The following is a 17,528-nucleotide window of genomic DNA, read 5'->3' on the forward strand; positions in this document are numbered from 1 at the left end:
CGGGCTTCAGTCCCACCGCTTCACCCGCACCCGCCAAGTGCCGTCGCGCTCCTGGCGCAGGACGTCGATCGTGACGCCGGGCGCCGTGCAGCGCTGGCCCGCGCGGTAGGGGGCGTCGGAGAGGGGGGCGCTCACGTTGGGGTCCGTCGTGTAGCAGCCCGCGCTGCCGGGGGTGGCGTCTGAGGCGCGGACCGGGCCCGTGCCGGAGGGGAGGTCCGAGGCCACCGTGGTGACCAGGACGCCGGGGCGGCAGACCATGTGGTCCAGGGGGCCGGGGGCGCGGGCCTCCAGGGTGATCGCGCGGGTGGGGGAGAGGGGGATCACGGCGAGCTTGGCGCCGCCGCGGCGGGAGGTCGGGGCGAGGGTGACGGTCCGGGTGCCCGGGCGGTCGAGGCAGTGGACCTCGCGCGGAGCCAGCCAGCCCAGCTTCCACTTGTGCCAGGCGAGGAAGTCGTTGGAGGGGCCCCAGTCCTCGTCCATGGGGTCCCAGTGGCCCACGGGCGTGCGGACCGCCCGGCTGCGGCCGGCGGTGTAGAGGTCGGGGAGGCCGAAGCTGTGGGCGTTCTCGTGGGTGAGGACGCGGTACGGGCTGTCGCCGGTCTGCCGGCTCCAGATGAAGGAGACGTTGCGGAAGGGGGTGCCGTCGTAGGTCTCCAGGCCCGTGGCGGCGCCGGCGAAGGTCACCGAGCGGACGTCCTGCACGGCGGGCGGCCCGGCGTTGGGGGCGGCCAGCACGTTGATCAGGTCGTAGCGGGAGAAGTCGACCCGGTCGTCGACCGCCGCGAGGATCTCCTTGGAGATCGCGTGGTAGCCGTCGTCGTGGTTCGGGTCGAAGGCCGAGCCGCGGCTGATGCCGTACCAGCGGTACGGGTGCGCCATGCGGATCCAGTGCAGGAACGGGGTCGAGCGGTAGTCGAGGCGGCCGTACGAGCTGTGGCGGAAGTAGTCGGCGACGGCCGGGAAGAACTCCGCGTAGCGCTCCTTCGGGGTGATCCTGGCCCGGGCGTCGGGGAAGTCGATGAAGAGGGTGACCGCCCGCACCGTTCCGCTGGAGCGCGCGTAGCCGTACGGGGTGCGGGCGCCCTCGGAGACGTTCTGGGTGACCGTGCGGAGGGCGCAGGGGCCGGACGGGCGCCGGCCCCGGTCCGCCGCGGGGGCGCCCGCGGTGTCCGGCGCGTACGGGTCCGCCTCGGACGGTACGGGGGACGTGAGCGCCAGCACCGTCACCGCCATGACCGCGACGACCAGGGTCTTCATGCTTTTCACCCTGTGCCGTGCCGGGCCGGACCGCTCCCCGGACTGCGGCAGACGCGTGACGCCGGCGGCCCGGAACGCCGTGTGACGCGGCTCACCCCGCCGCGCCGAAATATCCGGGGACCCACTCCCCGTTTAAGTGAGCGTCTCTGTCAAACGGGGAGCTCATCCCCGGATCTTCATCCCACCCGCATCCCACCCGAGGAGGAGCCGCCGTGGCCGCCGTCCCGCAGCCCCGCCTTCGCGCCGATGCCCTCCGCAACCGCGAGCGGATCATCTCGGCCGCCCGTGAGGCGCTCGTCGAGCACGGCGCCGAGTCCTCGCTCGATGAAATCGCTCGACGCGCCGGGGTCGGCAATGCCACGCTGTACCGGCACTTCGCGGACCGCCGCGAGCTGATCCACCACGTCACCCTCTCGGTCATGGCCCGTCTCGCGGACCGCGCCGAGACGGCACGAGCCGAGGAGCCCGATGCCTTCCTGGCGCTGAGGCGCTTCGTCCACGCCGCGGCGGACGAGCGGATCGGGGCGCTCTGCCCGCTGCTCGCCGAGGGCGTCGACAAGAGCCACGTCGAGCACGTCGCGGCGCGCGAGCGGCTCGACCAGGGGATCGAGGCGCTCATGGCCGCCGCCCGCGAGGCCGGCCAGCTCCGCGCCGACATCTCCGTCGGCGATCTGATGGTGGCCATCACCCAGCTCACCAGACCCCTGCCGGGGACCGGCTGCATGGACTTCGACCAGTTCGTGCACCGGCACCTGCAGATCTTCCTCGACGGGCTGATGGCCCCCGCCCGCTCCCAGCTCCCCGGTGCCGCCGTCACGTTGGAGGACCTGCGCCAGAAGTGAGGCCGCAGGCCGGGCCGTTGCCCGGCCCGTTGTCAGTGCCTCGTGTCATCGTTCTCCAACAGCCCCGGTCCTTCGCAGATTTCGCACCCCGCCACGCCAGATAGGCCCCGCCATGTCACACGCCACCCCCCACGCCGATCCCCGGCGCTGGAAAGCGCTCGTCTTCATCGCCCTCGCCCAGCTGATGGTCGTCCTCGACGCCACCATCGTGAACATCGCCCTGCCCTCCGCCCAGACCGACCTCGGCATCTCGGACGGGAACCGGCAGTGGGTCATCACGGCCTACGCCCTCGCCTTCGGCGGGCTGCTGCTGTTCGGCGGCCGGGTGTCCGACATGTGGGGCCGCAAGCGCACGTTCGTCACCGGCCTCATAGGCTTCGCCGCCGCCTCGGCGATCGGCGGCGCCGCGGTCAACACGTCCATGCTGATGGGCGCCCGCGCCCTGCAGGGCGTCTTCGGCGCACTGCTGGCACCGGCCGCCCTGTCGCTGCTCGCCGTGATGTTCACCGAGGCCAAGGAGCGCGCCAAGGCGTTCGGCATCTTCGGTGCCATCGCGGGTGGCGGCGGCGCCGTCGGCCTGATCCTCGGCGGCGTGTTCACCGAGTACCTGAACTGGCGCTGGACGTTCTTTGTGAACATCCCCTTCGCCATCGTCGCCGCGACCGGTGCGATAGCCGTCATCCGCGAGCCCGCGGGCAGCCGCAACTCCTCCCGCCTGGACGTCCCGGGCGTCATCCTGGCCACCCTCGGTCTCGTCTCGCTCGTGTACGGCTTCACCCGCGCGGAGACGGACGGCTGGACGGCCGGCGCCACGATCGGCTTCTTCGTCGCCGCCGCCGTGCTGCTGCTTGCCTTCGTGGTCGTGGAGCGGAAGGTGAAGGCGCCGCTGCTGCCGCTGCGCGTGGTCACCAACCGCAACCGCGGCGGCGTCTACGCCGCCCTCGGCCTCGCCGCCATCGGCATGTTCGGCCTGTTCCTCTTCCTGACCTACTACCTGCAGGTCACCCGGGGGTACAGCCCGGTCAAGACGGGTCTGTCCTTCCTCCCGATGATCGCTACGATGATCACCGGTTCGACGCAGGTCGGCGCCCGGCTGATGAACCGCGTGCCCCCGCGCTGGCTGATGGGCCCGGGCTTCCTGCTCGCCGCCCTCGGCATGGTGCTGCTCACCCGGATCGACCTCAACACCTCGTACACCACCGGCATCCTGCCCTCGCTGCTGCTGATGGGCCTCGGCATGGGCACGGCCTTCATGCCCGCCATGAGCCTCGCCACGATCGGCGTGCAGCCGCGGGACGCGGGCGTCGCCTCCGCGATGGTCAACACCTCGCAGCAGGTGGGCGGTGCGATCGGCACGGCCCTGCTGAACACGATCGCCGCGAGCGCGACCACCGACTACCTCAAGTCGCACATGACGCCCGCTGCAGCGGCCAACCCCAAGCTGCTGCAGTTCCAGTCGGCGGTGCACGGCTACACCACCGCCATCTGGTGGGCGGCCGGCATCCTCACGCTGTCCGCGCTGATCGCGCTGACCTTCGTCAACCACCGCCCGGGCGGCGACGGTTCCGCCGCCGCGTCCGGCGGGGCGGGCGAGGCCGCCGCCGAGGATGCGGTGCCGGTGATGGCGCACTGACCGGTGCAGTGCAGGCGAGGGCCCTTGCCGGAACCCTGGTTCCGGCAAGGGCCCTTCGTCTTGCCTCGCCACGGCGCCCCTGCGGGGCGCTGGTCAGCGCAGCCAGGGCAGGTCCGCGCCCTCCGGCTCCAGGCCCGTCGCGATGATCCGGCACACCTCGTCGAACTGTTTGACCTGTTCCGGCGTGAGCCGGTCGAAGACCGCCCCGCGCACCGCGGCCACATGGCCCGGTGCCGAGCGGCTCAGCATCGTGTAGCCCGCGTCCGTGAGGACCGCCAGCTGCCCGCGCTTGTCGGACGGGCACTCCTCGCGGCGCACCCAGCCGTTCTTCTCCAGGCGGGCGACGGCGTGCGAGAGCCGGGAGCGGGTGATCTTGGCCTGCTGGGCGAGTTCGGTCATCCGCATCCGGCGGCGCGGGGCCTCGGAGAGCTGGACGAGCAGTCCGTAGTAGACGTGCGGCATCTCGGCGTCGCGCTGGAGCTGGCGGTCGAGGTGGTCCTCCAAGAGCCGGGACGCGTGCATGTAGGCACGCCAGGCGGACTGCTCGTCTTCGGTGAGCCAGCGCGGTTCCTCCGCGATGTCGTCCGATGCGGGTCGGTTGGTCATGGGATCCACTGTTCCACTTCCTGCACACCACCTTGTTTCTTGAAGTTTCAATTAGTTCCGGATAAGGTCTCCCATGGAGCTTGAGATTTCAAGTAGTGAGCCGGGAGTGTGTCATGTCATCGACCTCCGGGCGGATGCCCGCCCTCTACCTCTCGCACGGCGCCCCGCCGCTGGCCGACGACGCCCTCTGGACCCGTCAGCTCGCGGACTGGTCCGCCGGGCTGCCCCGGCCCGCCGCGATCCTGATGATCTCGGCGCACTGGGAGGAGGCCCCGCTCGCACTGGGCGCGACCACGACGGTGCCGCTGGTGTACGACTTCTGGGGCTTCCCCGAGCACTACTACCGGGTGCAGTACGCGGCCCCCGGCGCCCCCGCGCTGGCCGACCGGATCCGCAGGATGCTGCGCGGTGCCGGCACGCCCGTGCAGGACCTGCCGGACCGCGGGCTGGACCACGGCGCGTACGTCCCGCTCGTCGAGATGTACCCCGACGCCGACATCCCCGTGCTGCAGCTCTCGATGCCCACGCTCGACCCGCAGCGGCTGCTGCAACTGGGCCGCAGGCTCGCGCCGTTGCGCGACGAGGGCGTACTGATCGTCGGCAGCGGCTTCTTCACCCACAACCTGGCTGCCTTGCGGCATGCCGGGCCGTTGCCGCCCGCGTGGTCGGCGGAGTTCGACGCGTGGGGGCGCGAGGCCCTGGACGCGCAGGACGTCGATGCGCTGCTGGACTTCGCGCATGCCGCGCCCGCCGCCGCGCTTGCGCATCCGCGCACCGAGCACTTTGCGCCGCTCTTCGTCACGCTCGGCGCGGCCGAGGGCGAGCGCGGGCGAAACGTGATCGATGGTTTTTGGGCTGGGCTCGCGAAGCGGTCCGTTCAGTTCGGGTGACGGTTCGGGTGCGGGTCCGTTGTGGCTGGTCGCGCAGTTCCCCGCGCCCCTTCGGGGCGCGGTTCCGCGCTCAGTGCTCGTGCAGGTAGAAGACGTAGTACGAGACCAGACCCATCCCCAGCCCCATCAGGAGCCCGATCTCCGACGCCCGGAGCGCGGTCGGCCCGGCCAGGCTGTAGAGGAAGCCCATGGAGATGCCGAAGAGCGCGCCGAAGGCCGTGGCGCGCACCTCGGCGACCATCCGGTGCCGTTCGCGGATCAGGACGTGCCCGACGGCGATGGACACCAGCGCGGCGACGATGCCCACCAGCCACGCGTGCAGCGTGGAGCCGCCGTGCTGCGAGGAGATGAAGACGGCGTAGAGGCCCAGGGCGACGCCGCCCGTGATGGGGGCGGCCCATTCCCACCGGGCCGCGTGACCGGTCTCCGCGGTGCGGCGGGTCTGCGGAAGGTGTGTGTGGCGGGCCACCGGGCCCGGGCCCTCGTGGGCGGCGCGTGCCGGCATGACGGGCTCCTCTCGCCGGATGTCACCAGCGCACACCCGTCCCGCGGGTCCGGCAAATCGATCACGGGGCGTCCGCCCGTCCGGGGGGCCTTCCGGGCAACCGGCGGCCGGTGCACGGCGTCTACGGGGGCAGGAACCGGAACCCGCCGAGGGCCGAGGGGCAGCGCCGCCCGCCGGTTCGCCCCTGGCCGAGTCCGCGTCCGACCTGCGGTTTTCCCGGCTGTGACGCCCAGCGGGCCCCTTGCGGCCGGACAGGGTACTGCATGATCACAAAAAAGAAGACGTCCCTGGGAATTCTGTCCTGATTCCAGCCGTTGTTTCCTTCGGACGGCCACCCGTCAGGGGCACCGTCTCCATCCCGCGACCCACTCATCGCAAGGGAGCACGCATGGCAACCCGTGCCGTCGCCCGTCGTAAGACCGCCTCTCCGGGGGCCGACGAGGCCAGCAGTGTTCGCGCCTCGGGCGGGGAGATCGCCGATCGCGACCTGGTCGGCATGTACCTCGACGAGATCGCGCGTACGCCCCTGCTCGACGCCGCCAAGGAGGTCGAGCTCTCGCAGACCATCGAGGCGGGCGTCTACGCCCGGCAGATCCTCGACGGCCTGGAGGACGATGCCCAGGCCGCAGGCGCCTCGCACGAGGAGCTCGAGGCCATAGCCGCCGAGGGCGCCCGCGCCAAGGACGTCTTCATCAAGTCCAACCTCCGCCTGGTGGTCGCCGTGGCCCGGCGCTACCCGCGCAGCGGACTGCCCCTGCTCGACCTCATCCAGGAGGGCAACGCGGGCCTGGTGCGCGCCGTGGAGAAGTTCGACTACACCAAGGGCTTCAAGTTCTCCACGTATGCGACCTGGTGGATCCGCCAGGCCATCACCCGCTCCATAGCCGACCAGTCCCGGACGATCCGGCTTCCCGTCCACCTCGTCGAGGAGCTCGGCCGGATCCGCCGGGTGCAGCGCGAGTTCAACCGGGAGCACGGCCGCGACCCCGAGCACGGGGAGATCGCCGCCGAGCTGGACACCACGCCCGAGCGCGTCGGCGACGTCCTCGACTGGGCCCGCGACCCGGTCAGTCTGAACATGTCCGTGGACGACGAGGGCGAGACCCAGTTCGGCGACCTGCTGGAGGACACCTCCGCGGTCTCCCCGGAGCAGTCGGTGATCGCCCTGCTGCGCAGCGAGGAGCTGGAGGGCCTGATCGGCCGTCTCGACCACCGCACCGCGTCGATCATCAAGGCGCGCTACGGCATCGACGACGGGCGTGAGCGCACGCTCACCGAGGTCGGGAAGCAGCACGGGCTCACGCGCGAGCGCATCCGGCAGATCGAGAAGCACGCGTTGCTGGAGCTGAAGAAGATGGCCCACGACACGGGGTTCGACGCGGCGGCCTGAACGGCATAGCCTGGAAGCAACCCCAAGGACGGGCCCCGGCGCCTCCCCCCCTGCGTCGGGGTCCTTTTCGTCCTCCTGGGCGTGGGGCTACGCGCCTGCCGCCCGGCCCAGCCGGGCGCCCAGCTCCCGCAGGTGGTCCACCAGGGCCTGCGGCTCGCTCACCTCGAACTCGCAGTCGATCAAGGCCAGCCGCATGGCGATCCACTCCAGCGAGTCGGACGTCTCGAACTCCAGCCGGCAGCTGCCGCAGCCCGTCGGCACCGGCGTGCCGACCGACGGCGGCATCCGGGCGGCCACGATCTCCGCCGGAGCGCGCAGGGTCGCCACGACCCGGTAGACCGGCTGGCTCCGCGACATCGAGCGGCTCATGAACTCCGCTGCGTCCGCCGCCGGCAGCTCCCGCGGGGTGAACCGCGCGCCCGTCGCGAAGGGCTCGCTGACCCGGTCCACCCGGAACGTGCGCCAGTCCTCGCGGTCGATGTCGTACGCGACCAGGTACCACCGGCGCCCCGTGCTCACCAGCCGGTGCGGCTCGACGAGCCGCTTCGTCTCGGTGCCGTCCCCCGTGCGATAGCCGAAGCGCAGCCGCTCGTGGCCGGTCGCGGCCGCCGCCATGACGGTCAGGGTCCGGGGATCGATCGTCGCCCCGTCCCCCGCACCCCAGACCAGCGGCACGGTGGCCGCCTGCAGTGCGGCGACCCGGTGCCGCAGCCGGGAGGGCAGCACCTGCTCCAGCTTGGCCAGCGCCCGCACCGAGGCCTCCTCGATGCCGTCGACGGCGTGCCCGGCCCCGGCGCGCAGCCCGACCGCGATGGCCACCGCCTCCTCGTCGTCGAGGACGAGCGGCGGCATGGCGGCCCCGGCGGCCAGCCGGTACCCGCCGTCGGCGCCCATCGTCGCCTGGACGGGATAGCCGAGGTCGCGGAGGCGCTCGATGTCGCGCCGGATCGTGCGCGGGGTGACGCCCAGCCGCTCGGCGAGCTCGCGGCCCGGCCATTCGCGCGGGGTCTGGAGCAGGGAGAGCAGGGTCAGCAGCCGTGCTGGGGTGTCCGTCATGTCACTCAGCCTGCCAGCGAAGTAGGACACGACCTGACCTATACCCGGGTTAGGTTTTCGGTCACCCCCGGAAAATCAGCACGAAAGGCAACACGCGTGTCCGTCACCGCCACCGATCCGCCGGCCACCGAGGCCCCCGAGGCCGCACAGCAGGCACCGGCCGACCGCCGCCGCTGGCTGGCGCTCGCGGTCGTGATGACCGCGTCCTTCATGGACCTGGTCGACGTCACCATCGTCAACATCGCCATGCCGAGCATCCAGAAGGACATCGGCGCCTCCTTCAGCATCCTGCAGTGGATCACCGAGGGTTACGCGCTCGCCTTCGCGGCCGGCCTGATCACCGGCGGCCGGCTCGGGGACATCTACGGCCGGCGGCGGATCTTCCTCCTCGGCATGTCCGGCTTCACGCTCGCCTCGATGCTGTGCGGCATAGCCGGCGACCCCCATCTCCTCGTCGCGGCACGGGTGTTCCAGGGCGCGACGGCGGCCCTGATGGTGCCGCAGGTGCTGGCCATCGTCCACGCCACCTTCCCGGCGCACGAACGCGGCAAGGTCTTCGGCATGTTCGGCGCCGTCGTCGGCCTGGGCGCCGTCTCCGGACCGATCCTGGGCGCGCTGCTCACCCAGTGGAACCTCTTCGGCCTGGAATGGCGGCCGATCTTCCTGGTCAACCTGCCCGTCGGCATCGCCGGTCTGCTGCTCGGCCGCCGCTACATCTCCGAGTCCCGGGCCCCGAAGGCGCTGCGGCTCGACCTGGTGGGCATGGTGCTGGCCACCGGCGGCCTGCTGATGCTGCTCTACCCCCTGACCCAGGGCCGCGAGCTGGGCTGGCCGCTGTGGGGTTACCTCTGCATGGCGGGCAGCGCCGTCGTCTTCGGTGCGTTCGTCGCCTACGAGCGGTACAAGGCCCGCAAGGACGGCTCCCCGCTCGTCGAGCTCTCGCTGTTCCGCGTGAAGAGCTTCGCCGCCGGCGTCGGCGTCGAGATCGCCTTCGGCGTGGCCTGCGGGATCTTCTTCCTGATCTGGACGCTGTACATGCAGATCGGGCTGGGCTGGAGCCCGCTGCGCGCGGGCCTGACCGGCATCCCTTTCTCGCTGGCGGTCTCCGTCGCGGCCGGCATGTCCGTCCAGAAGCTCGTGCCGCGTTTCGGCCGCAAGGTGCTGCAGACCGGTGCGCTCGCCATGGCGGCCGGCGTCCTCCTCTACATCTGGGAGGCCGGCCACTACGGGACGGGCATCAAGCCGTGGCAGATGGCCGCGCCGCTGATCGTCATGGGCCTGGGCATGGGCCTCGTCGTCGCCCCGCTCACCGAGGCCGTCCTCTCCGAGGTGCCGCGCGAGCACTCCGGTTCGGCGTCCGGACTCATCAACACGACGCAGCAGCTGGGCAATGCGGTGGGGCTGGGGCTGGTGTCGGTGGTGTTCTTCAACGCGCTGGACGCGAAGGCGCTGGCCGCTGGGCGTACGGGGGAGGCGTTTGCCACTGCGTTCCGGCATGGCATGTGGTGGGTCGCCGGGGTGCTGGGGGTGGTTCTGGTGCTGATGTTCGCGCTGCCGAAGCGCTCCGCGGGGGCGGCCGCCGAGTAGGTCGGGTGCGGGTCCGTTGTGGTTGCTCGCGCAGTTCACCGCGCCCCTTTCGGGGCGGTGCCCCTGGTCGGTCGGGTGCGGGCGGTCCGTGGTTGCTCGCGCAGTTCCCAGCGCCCCTGACGGGGCACGGAACCACTAGGGGCGCGGGGAACTGCGCGACCAGCCACAGACGACCTGCAGCCGAACGCAACGCTCAGCCGTACAGCTCCGTGTACGACGGAAACACACCGCCGGGGCCGTTGACGCCCTCGGCGGCCCGCACCGCTTTCACCACGCACCGCGTCAGGACGTCCGCCCCCGCCGCCAGGATCTCGTTCACGGCCCCTGCCGTGAAGTCCACGCTGCTGGGCAGCGATTGGTCCTCCGCCAACGGGCGAGCGCCCGTCGCCAAAGCGAACACGGTGTCGCCGTCCGTCAGCAGGTGCACCGGCCGTACCGCCCGCGCCAGGCCGTCGTGTGCCGTGCCGGCCAGTTTCTGCGCCTGGGCGCGGGTGAGCGCCGCATCCGTCGCGACCACGGCGATCGTGGTGTTGAGCGGGGGCCGGACCGAGCCCGCCCAGCGCCGGGCCGACTCCTGCCGCGCCGCGTCCAGTGCGCGCTGTGCCGCCGCGTGCCGTTCCGGCTCGGGGTACGTGACCCGAGTGCCCTCGTAGAGCTGCCCGTACAGGACGCCCGTGTGCGGATCGGCCACCGCACCGGCCGCGTTGACGGCGGCGAGCGCGGCCACCGTCACGCCCGAGGGCAGCACCACGCTCGCCGTGCCGATGCCTCCCTTGAGGCCCCCGGCCACCGCCCCGGTGCCGGCTCCGACGTTGCCCTGCGCCACCGGCGCCCCGGGTTCCGTACGCGCCGCGGCCTCGACGGCCAGGCGGCCCAGGGCGGCGTCCGGGCGGGCCCGCCAGTCGCCGCCGCGGCCCAGGTCGAAGAGGGCGGCGGCCGGGACGACGGGCACCACCTGGGCGGGGTCCGGGCCGACCTGAACGCCCCGGCCCGCGTCCTCCAGCCAGGCCATCACCCCGGACGCGGCCTCCAGCCCGAACGCGCTGCCGCCGGTGAGGACGACTGCCTCGATGCGCTGGACGAGGTTGCGCGGGTCGAGCGCGTCCGTCTCCCGCGTCCCGGGCCCGCCGCCCCGGACGTCCACGGCGGCGACCGCGCCGCCCGGCTCGGCCAGGACGACGGTGGTCCCGCTCAAGGCCCGCTCGCCGGTCAACTGGGCATGTCCCACACGGAGACCGGGAACGTCGGTCAGTGCATCACGAGGGCCAGGGCGCAGCAATGCATTCATGGGGCATGCGTATCACGCGCTCCGCTCCCGCGCCGCCCTCCTCGTCGTGAGAGTGACGCCCACCACGACCGTCGCGGCCGCCACCAGACCGGCGGCGAGCACGGCCTTGCCGCCCGCGAACGTGCACAGCAGGACCAGCACGGCCGAGACCGGCAGCACCGACTGCTGGGCGAGGCCGCGCTTCTGGTGCCGCGAGTGGATCAGCCACACCGTGAGCATGAACAGCGCGGTGGGGATCGTGACGGTCGCGGAGGCCGCCGTCGTCGGGATGTGCGCCTTGCCCGTCGCCGTCTCGATCGCCACCTCGATGCCCGCCCCGACCGCCGCCGCCGAGACGAAGACGGGATAGTGCCCGTAACCCCACAGGAACGCCTGGCTGTTGGAGGCCAGGTGGAGATGGATGGGCACGGCGAAGTAGATCCAGTACGCGGCGAAGATGACGAGCAGCCCGCCGGCCGCGATCGGCAGCAGGGTGCTCAGCGACCCGTGCTCGTCCACGGCCGACTGGACGGCGACCGTGGCCGCGGAGACGGTCTCGCCGAGCACGATGATCGTGAACAGGCCGTAGCGCTCGGCGATGTGGTGCGGATGCCAGCCCGTCTGGTGACGGTGCTCGGCGACGGGCGGCACGCATATCTCCAGCACCGCCATCACCAGGAACAGCCACGGCTTGGCGTGGCCCGGCAGCAACAGCAGCCCCAGCCAGCCGATCTGGCACAGGCTGATGCCCGCCGCGTAGCGCAGGGCCGTGCCGCGCTCCTCGCCCTCGGAGCCGTGCGCGGCCCGCAGCCACTGCGAGACCATGGCGAGCCGCATCACGGCATAGCCGAACCAGACCGCCGTGAAGTCGCCGCGGTCGAAGGCGCGGGGCACGCCGGCGGCGAGGATCAGCACACCGGCGATCTGGACGAGGGTGACGACGCGGTAGAGCGCGTCGTCCGTGTCGTACGCCGACGAGAACCAGCTGAAGTTCATCCACGCCCACCACACGGCGAAGAACATCATCAGGTAGCCGAGGATGCCGTGCTGCGGATGTCCCTCGGCGAGCGCGTGCACCAACTGCCGGCCCGCCTGGGCCACGGCGACCACGAAGCACAGGTCGAAGAACAGCTCCAGGGGCGTCGCGGCGCGGTGCGACTCCTCGCGTCCGCGTGCGGTCATGGGGCGCAGCACGCTCATGGGCCGATTCTCACCGCAGGCGGCCCGGCCCGCGCGCGGAGCGCGTGGCCCTACCCTTGAGGGATGAGCACCGCCCCCGAGCCCCGTGACCCCGCCTCCGCCGCCGCGCTGATCTTCGACGACCCGCTGTCGCGCCCGTCGGACGACGACACGGACCGAGGCTGGGGCGACCGCCCCGCAGGCGGCGACCTCGCCCGCTTCCTGGACGAGAAGCCGCCGCACCACATCTGAGCGCGTCGACTGCAGGCTCGTCGTGGCTGGTCGCGCAGTTCCCCGCGCACCTGACCACGCCGTCGCAGTACCGCGCCCCGAAGGGGCGCGGGGAACTGCGCGCTCAGCCCAAGCCGACCCGCACTCAGCGCTGAGCCGGAACCGCCCCCGGACCCTCGTCCCGTCGCGCAGCGACCAGCGCATCGCGGATCTCCGTCAGCAGCTCCACCTCGGTCAGCGGCTTCGCCTCGGTCTCTGCAGGAGCCCTCCGCTCCTGCCACCGCTTCATCGGCAGCAGCATCAGGAAGTAGACCACCGCGGCGGTGATCAGGAAGGTGAGCGAGGCGCTGAGCACCATGCCCCACTGGATGGAGACGCCCTCCGTCACCTCGCCCGCGGCGTTCCGCACGCACGGGCCCTTGAGGCAGGACGAGTAGTGCTCCAGGTCCTTGGTCCCGAAGGCCCCGACGACCGGGTTGATCACGCCCTTGACCACGGAGTTCACGATGTTCGTGAACGCTGCGCCGATGACCACGGCGACTGCCAGGTCGATGACGTTCCCGCGCATCAGGAACGCCTTGAAGCCGCCGAGGACTCCTGTCTTCTTCTCGCTCACCGGAGAGCCTCTCTGTACGCACCTACACCGGAATGTGAGGTTCCGATCCGGCTGCACAACATACGGAAGACCCTGGCCGGTCTGTCCAGTCGGCAAACGGGAGCCGGGGGGCCTACGGGAGCGTGATGCCGGGGTCCTGCCCGTCGTACGCGTGCCGGCAGAGGCAGTCGGCGTCGGCGGGCTCCGGAAGGGCCTTCACCGTGTCGAAGAGCACCTCGCGCAGCCGTCCCACGTTCTCCGCGAACACCCGCAGGACCTCGTCGTGCGAGACGCCCTCGCCGGTCTCCGCGCCCGCGTCCAGGTCCGTGACCAGGGAGATCGAGGTGTAGCACAGGCCCAGTTCACGGGCCAGGACGGCCTCGGGGTGCCCGGTCATGCCGACCACGGACCAGCCCTGCGCCGCGTGCCAGCGGGACTCGGCCCGGGTCGAGAAGCGCGGCCCCTCGATCACGACCATCGTGCCGCCGTCCACCGGCTCCCAGCCGCGCCCGCGCGCCGCCGCCACGACCGCGGTGCGGCCGGCGGGGCAGTAGGGGTCGGCGAAGGTGGCGTGCACGACGTGGGGGACGGCGCCGTCCGGGAGCGGCTCGCCGTCGAAGAACGTCTGCGTACGCGACTTCGTCCGGTCCACGAGCTGGTCCGGTACCAGCAGCGTGCCCGGCCCGTACGCGGACTGCAGCCCGCCCACGGCACAGGGCCCCAGCACCTGCCGGGCGCCGACGGAGCGCAGCGCCCAGATGTTGGCGCGGTAGTTGATGCGGTGCGGGGGCACGGAGTGGCTGCGCCCGTGCCGCGGCAGGAAGGCGACGCGCCGTCCTGCCAGATCGCCGAGGAAGAGGGAGTCGCTGGGGGCGCCGTAGGGGGTGTTGACCTGGATCTCGGTGACGTCGTCCAGGAAGGAGTAGAATCCCGAGCCGCCGATCACGCCTATGTCCGCTCGCGCGGTGCCGATGTCGACCATGGCCTTCACCTTAGGGGCTACGGGGCGCGAGCACGACGGAGCCCGCCACCCCCGAAGGGGCGACGGGCTCCGCTTGTGAAAGATCAGGCAGCCGAGGAGGACGCAGTGGTGCTGCTGCTCGACGTGCCGGCCGACGGCGTGCTCGACGCAGTCGAAGTGGTCGACGAGGCCGGCGTGCTGCTGGACGACGTGCCGCGGCTGTCGTTCCGGTAGAAGCCGGAGCCCTTGAAGACGATGCCGACCGCCGAGAAGACCTTCTTCAGGCGTCCCTCGCACTGCGGGCACACGGTCAGGGCGTCGTCGGTGAACTTCTGCACCGCTTCGAGGCCCTCGCCGCACTCGGTGCACTGGTACTGGTAAGTCGGCACTTGCTCCTCCTGGCACTCTCACTCGATGAGTGCTAACGACGCTCAATAGTGCAGTATTCCTGCCCGTCAGTCCACCGATACCGGCTCGCGGTGACCGACTCCACTCGCCGCGATCCGCGAAGCGGACCCCGGCTGCGCCGCCAGCGCCTTGCGCAGCGTCAGCAGGACGGCCAGCGCCAGCGCCGTGCCGATCAGCGGCACCAGGAAGCCCGCGTGCGGGCTGTGCGCGTCGATCAGCCTGCCGCCGAGGGCCGCGCCGGCCGCCTGGCCGAGGCCGACCGAGCCGGTCAGCCAGGTGAAGGCCTCGGTGCGCATGCCCGCCGGCACCAGCTTCTCGACCAGCGTGAAGCCGGTGATCAGCGCGGGTGCGATGCACAGGCCGACGACCAGGCCCAGCCCGCCCAGCAGCGGCAGCGAGTGCGCCGCCCACAGCGGGCTGGTGGCCAGCACCAGCGCCGGGTAGGCGATCAGCAGCCGGCGCTGCGGGCTGCTGCGCCAGGCGATGGCGCCGCAGACGATGCCCGCGGTCATGTTGCCGGCCGCGAAGATGCCGTAGAGCAGGCCGTTCAGGCCCGGCTCGCCGATGTCCTTGGTGAAGGCGGCGAGCGAGACCTGCATGCCGCCGAAGACCGAGCCGATGCCCAGGAAGATCACGGCCAGCACACGGACGCCCGCGACGGACAGCGCCGAGCGGCCCTTCTCCCCGGTCCCGCCCGCACCGTGCGAACGGCTCGGCTGCGGCTGCGTCCGCCGCTGCGCGGCGAACAGCAGGCCGCCGAAGAGGGTCAGCGCCGCCTCGGCGACCAGGCCGGCCGCCGGGTGGATGCCCGTGCACAGCGCGGTGGCCAGCACCGGGCCGATCACGAACGTGAACTCGTCGGTGACGGACTCGAAGGCCGCCGACGTGGCCATCAGCGGCGAGCCCTCCAGCTTGGCCGCCCAGCGGGCCCGCACCATCGGGCCGACCTGCGGGGTGGACGCACCGGCGGGCACCGCCGCGGCGAACAGCGCCCACAGCGGGGCGTCCGCCAGGGCGAGGGAGATCAGCAGCGAGATCGCGGCGGCGTGCACGATGACGCCGGGGATCAGCACCGCGCCCTGTCCGAAGCGGTCCGCGAGCTTGCCGCCCTGCGGGGCGAACAGGGCCATCGACACTCCCGCGGTCGCCGAGACGGCGCCCGCGGTGGAGTACGAGCCGGTGGTGTCCTGGACCAGCAGCAGAATGCCGATGGTCAGCATCGCGAACGGCTGCCGGGCGAAGAAGCCGGGCAGGAGGAAGGTCCAGGCGCCGCGCGTGCGCAGCAGCCTGCCGTATCCGGGGCGTGCCCCGGCGGTGTCGACCGTGTCAGCCACGGTCCGGGCCTTTCCGCCGCCTGGTAGCACGCACCGCACGAGCGACCGCACGGTGCGCGCCGAGAGCTGTCCTCTCGCGCAGGACCGTGGTAGATACCGCTCCGGCCGCCTTGGTTGCGCAGCCGCGGCCGCCGTGCGGTCGCGCCAGCTCTGCATCAGGCAGAGTTGGTTCGATTGGGGAAGTTGTTGATTACTTCCTCTTTATCATACGGGGTCGCTTTGTTGTGCCTATGACCCCGGTCACATCCTGCGGCGCGCTGCCGTTGTCCGAGGTCCGCTGCGCCCCCAGCCAGCCGGCCAGCTTGCCGCCCTCGGCGACCGCCCGCAGTCGTTTCTCGGTGGCGTCGCGGACCGGGTCCGTGGCCACCACCAGGAGTTCGTCCCCGTGCCGCAGGACGGTCGAGGGGGACGGGACGAAGCTCGCCCCGTCCCGGACGACGAGGGTGACCGCGGCCCCGGCGGGCAGCCGCAGCTCCGAGACCTCCACGCCGTGCATGCGAGAGCCGTCGGGTATCGCGACCGACAGCAGGTGGCCGCGCAGCCGCTCCAGGGGAGCGGACTCTATCCCCAGGTCCTCGGCCTCGTTGTCGCCCAGTTCGAGCCGGCGGGCCAGCCACGGCAGCGTCGGGCCCTGGACCAGGGTGTAGACGATCACCAGCACGAAGACGATGTTGAAGATCCGCCGGCTGTCGTCCACTTCGGCCACCATCGGAATGGTGGCCAGCACGATCGGCACCGCCCCGCGCAGCCCCGCCCAGGACAGCAGGGCCTTCTCCCGCCAGGGCGTGCGGAAGGGCGCCGTGCTGAGGAAGACGGACAGCGGGCGGGCCACCATGGTCAGCACCAGTCCGACGACGAGCGCGGGCAGGATGTCCGCGCCCAGCTCGTGCGGGGTGACGAGCAGGCCGAGCAGGACGAACATGCCGATCTGGGCGATCCAGCCGAGCCCCTCGGCGAAGCCCCGCGTGGCCGGCTGGTGCGGCAGCTTGGCGTTGCCGAGGATCAGCGCGGCGAGGTAGACCGCGAGGAAGCCGGAGCCGTGGGCCAGGGCGCCGCCCGCGTAGGCGGCGGTGGCGATGGCCATGACCGCGATCGGGTACAGGCCGGAGGCGGGCAGTGCGACCCGGCGCAGCGTGTACGCGCCGACGAGGCCGGTCGCGATGCCGACGCCCGCGCCGATGGCCAGCTCCAGGGCGATCTTGCCGACCAGGAGGTACCAGTGGTCGACGGGTCCGGCGGCCGAGAAGGCGACGACGAGGATGACGACGGGGGCGTCGTTGAATCCGGACTCCGCCTCCAGCACACCCGTGAGCCGGGCGGGCAGCGGGACGTTGCGCAGGACGGAGAAGACCGCGGCGGCGTCCGTCGACGAGACGACGGCACCGATGATCAGCGACTGGCGCCATTCCATGCCGGCGAGGTAGTGCGCGGCAGCGGCGGTGACGCCCACGCTGATCGCGACGCCGAGGGTGGAGAGCACGGCGGCGGAGGGCAGCGACGGTTTTATCTCGTGCCACTTGGTGCCGAGACCGCCCTCGGCGAGGATCACGACCAGGGCGGCGTAGCCGATGACCTGGGTCAGGCCGACGTCGTTGAAGTGGACACCGATGCCGTCCTGGCCGATGGCCACGCCGATGCCCAGATAGATGAGCAGGCTGGGGAGCCCGCTGCGTGAGGAGACCCGCACCGCGGCCACTGCGACGAGCAGCACGAGCGAGCAGATGAGCAGGAGTTCGTTGAGGTGTTCGACAGTCAGGGGCCGGTCCCTTCACGAGCAAGCGGGAAGC

At 71.9% G+C, this 17,528-nt stretch carries 17 protein-coding genes; 6 read left to right on the forward strand and 11 right to left on the reverse strand.

Going from position 1 to position 17,528, the window contains the following annotated elements:
• Nucleotides 1–6 precede the first annotated feature (6 nt).
• The gene (locus ACMATS_RS22210; protein ID WP_414168806.1) at nt 7–1,257 is read right to left on the reverse strand and encodes a M6 family metalloprotease domain-containing protein; all 1,251 of its coding nucleotides are present in this window, start codon (nt 1,255–1,257) and stop codon (nt 7–9) included.
• A gap of 212 nt (nt 1,258–1,469) precedes the next feature.
• Between ACMATS_RS22210 and ACMATS_RS22215 the strand changes: the two genes are divergently transcribed.
• Together ACMATS_RS22215 and ACMATS_RS22220 are read left to right on the forward strand one after the other, a co-directional pair.
• Nucleotides 1,470–2,099, forward strand: a complete 630-nt coding sequence (locus tag ACMATS_RS22215; RefSeq protein ID WP_336412931.1) for a TetR/AcrR family transcriptional regulator — start codon at nt 1,470–1,472, stop codon at nt 2,097–2,099.
• Between the two features lie 112 nt (nt 2,100–2,211).
• Nucleotides 2,212–3,732, forward strand: coding sequence for an MFS transporter (locus ACMATS_RS22220; RefSeq protein ID WP_390779973.1), 1,521 nt, complete (start codon nt 2,212–2,214; stop codon nt 3,730–3,732).
• A gap of 93 nt (nt 3,733–3,825) precedes the next feature.
• Here the strand turns inward: ACMATS_RS22220 and ACMATS_RS22225 are convergent, their stop codons facing one another.
• On the reverse strand, nt 3,826–4,338 hold the full coding sequence (locus ACMATS_RS22225) for a MarR family winged helix-turn-helix transcriptional regulator (RefSeq protein ID WP_336412929.1): 513 nt from the start codon (nt 4,336–4,338) through the stop codon (nt 3,826–3,828).
• A gap of 113 nt (nt 4,339–4,451) precedes the next feature.
• Between ACMATS_RS22225 and ACMATS_RS22230 the strand changes: the two genes are divergently transcribed.
• Complete coding sequence (locus tag ACMATS_RS22230) at nt 4,452–5,228, forward strand: dioxygenase (protein WP_390779974.1); 777 nt, start codon at nt 4,452–4,454, stop codon at nt 5,226–5,228.
• 70 nt (nt 5,229–5,298) lie between these two features.
• On the opposite strand, the gene ACMATS_RS22235 is transcribed toward ACMATS_RS22230, so the two are convergent.
• Nucleotides 5,299–5,733 (reverse strand): hypothetical protein, encoded by a 435-nt coding sequence (locus ACMATS_RS22235; protein ID WP_414168807.1) that lies wholly within the window; start codon nt 5,731–5,733, stop codon nt 5,299–5,301.
• Nucleotides 5,734–6,121: 388 nt separating this feature from the next.
• Between ACMATS_RS22235 and ACMATS_RS22240 the strand changes: the two genes are divergently transcribed.
• Complete coding sequence (locus ACMATS_RS22240) at nt 6,122–7,123, forward strand: RNA polymerase sigma factor RpoD/SigA (RefSeq protein ID WP_414168808.1); 1,002 nt, start codon at nt 6,122–6,124, stop codon at nt 7,121–7,123.
• Between the two features lie 87 nt (nt 7,124–7,210).
• Here ACMATS_RS22240 and ACMATS_RS22245 read toward each other — a convergent pair whose 3' ends face one another.
• The gene (locus ACMATS_RS22245; RefSeq protein WP_390779977.1) at nt 7,211–8,179 is read right to left on the reverse strand and encodes a helix-turn-helix transcriptional regulator; all 969 of its coding nucleotides are present in this window, start codon (nt 8,177–8,179) and stop codon (nt 7,211–7,213) included.
• A 96-nt stretch (nt 8,180–8,275) separates the two neighbouring features.
• Here ACMATS_RS22245 and ACMATS_RS22250 point away from each other — a divergent pair, with 96 nt between their 5' ends.
• On the forward strand, nt 8,276–9,766 hold the full coding sequence (locus ACMATS_RS22250) for an MFS transporter (RefSeq protein ID WP_391149803.1): 1,491 nt from the start codon (nt 8,276–8,278) through the stop codon (nt 9,764–9,766).
• 193 nt (nt 9,767–9,959) lie between these two features.
• On the opposite strand, the gene ACMATS_RS22255 is transcribed toward ACMATS_RS22250, so the two are convergent.
• Together ACMATS_RS22255 and ACMATS_RS22260 are read right to left on the reverse strand one after the other, a co-directional pair.
• Nucleotides 9,960–11,054 carry a P1 family peptidase gene (locus tag ACMATS_RS22255; protein ID WP_390779979.1) on the reverse strand — a complete coding sequence of 365 codons (1,095 nt, stop codon included), beginning with the start codon at nt 11,052–11,054 and terminating at the stop codon, nt 9,960–9,962.
• Between the two features lie 12 nt (nt 11,055–11,066).
• Nucleotides 11,067–12,233, reverse strand: a complete 1,167-nt coding sequence (locus ACMATS_RS22260; RefSeq protein ID WP_414168809.1) for a low temperature requirement protein A — start codon at nt 12,231–12,233, stop codon at nt 11,067–11,069.
• A gap of 63 nt (nt 12,234–12,296) precedes the next feature.
• On the opposite strand from ACMATS_RS22260, the gene ACMATS_RS22265 reads away from it, so the two are divergent.
• A complete protein-coding gene (locus ACMATS_RS22265; RefSeq protein ID WP_390779981.1) occupies nt 12,297–12,464 on the forward strand; it encodes a hypothetical protein in 168 nt (55 codons plus the stop codon).
• 124 nt (nt 12,465–12,588) lie between these two features.
• Here the strand turns inward: ACMATS_RS22265 and mscL are convergent, their stop codons facing one another.
• From mscL to ACMATS_RS22290, 5 genes are all read right to left on the reverse strand, one after another.
• The gene (gene mscL / locus ACMATS_RS22270) at nt 12,589–13,059 is read right to left on the reverse strand and encodes a large conductance mechanosensitive channel protein MscL (protein WP_414168810.1); all 471 of its coding nucleotides are present in this window, start codon (nt 13,057–13,059) and stop codon (nt 12,589–12,591) included.
• A gap of 112 nt (nt 13,060–13,171) precedes the next feature.
• Nucleotides 13,172–14,020 (reverse strand): S-methyl-5'-thioadenosine phosphorylase, encoded by an 849-nt coding sequence (locus tag ACMATS_RS22275; RefSeq protein WP_390779983.1) that lies wholly within the window; start codon nt 14,018–14,020, stop codon nt 13,172–13,174.
• An 83-nt stretch (nt 14,021–14,103) separates the two neighbouring features.
• Nucleotides 14,104–14,388: an FmdB family zinc ribbon protein gene (locus ACMATS_RS22280; protein WP_414168811.1), complete on the reverse strand. Its 285-nt coding sequence runs from the start codon at nt 14,386–14,388 to the stop codon at nt 14,104–14,106.
• A gap of 66 nt (nt 14,389–14,454) precedes the next feature.
• Nucleotides 14,455–15,741, reverse strand: a complete 1,287-nt coding sequence (locus tag ACMATS_RS22285; RefSeq protein WP_414168812.1) for an MFS transporter — start codon at nt 15,739–15,741, stop codon at nt 14,455–14,457.
• A gap of 190 nt (nt 15,742–15,931) precedes the next feature.
• Nucleotides 15,932–17,470 (reverse strand): potassium/proton antiporter, encoded by a 1,539-nt coding sequence (locus tag ACMATS_RS22290; RefSeq protein WP_414170764.1) that lies wholly within the window; start codon nt 17,468–17,470, stop codon nt 15,932–15,934.
• Nucleotides 17,471–17,528 lie beyond the last annotated feature (58 nt).

This window comes from Streptoverticillium reticulum (assembly GCF_047456005.1).
Lineage (GTDB): Bacteria > Actinomycetota > Actinomycetes > Streptomycetales > Streptomycetaceae > Streptomyces > Streptomyces reticulum.

Bases quoted from the DNA above. Each gene is read 5' to 3' on its own strand.
- ACMATS_RS22210 (WP_414168806.1), bottom strand. From the start codon at position 1,257: ATGAAGACCCTGGTCGTCGCGGTCATGGCGGTGACGGTGCTGGCGCTC.
- ACMATS_RS22220 (WP_390779973.1), top strand. From the start codon at position 2,212: ATGTCACACGCCACCCCCCACGCCGATCCCCGGCGCTGGAAAGCGCTC.
- ACMATS_RS22225 (WP_336412929.1), bottom strand. From the start codon at position 4,338: ATGACCAACCGACCCGCATCGGACGACATCGCGGAGGAACCGCGCTGG.
- ACMATS_RS22230 (WP_390779974.1), top strand. From the start codon at position 4,452: ATGTCATCGACCTCCGGGCGGATGCCCGCCCTCTACCTCTCGCACGGC.
- ACMATS_RS22235 (WP_414168807.1), bottom strand. From the start codon at position 5,733: ATGCCGGCACGCGCCGCCCACGAGGGCCCGGGCCCGGTGGCCCGCCAC.
- ACMATS_RS22240 (WP_414168808.1), top strand. From the start codon at position 6,122: ATGGCAACCCGTGCCGTCGCCCGTCGTAAGACCGCCTCTCCGGGGGCC.
- ACMATS_RS22245 (WP_390779977.1), bottom strand. From the start codon at position 8,179: ATGACGGACACCCCAGCACGGCTGCTGACCCTGCTCTCCCTGCTCCAG.
- ACMATS_RS22255 (WP_390779979.1), bottom strand. From the start codon at position 11,054: ATGAATGCATTGCTGCGCCCTGGCCCTCGTGATGCACTGACCGACGTT.
- ACMATS_RS22260 (WP_414168809.1), bottom strand. From the start codon at position 12,233: ATGAGCGTGCTGCGCCCCATGACCGCACGCGGACGCGAGGAGTCGCAC.
- ACMATS_RS22265 (WP_390779981.1), top strand. From the start codon at position 12,297: ATGAGCACCGCCCCCGAGCCCCGTGACCCCGCCTCCGCCGCCGCGCTG.
- ACMATS_RS22275 (WP_390779983.1), bottom strand. From the start codon at position 14,020: ATGGTCGACATCGGCACCGCGCGAGCGGACATAGGCGTGATCGGCGGC.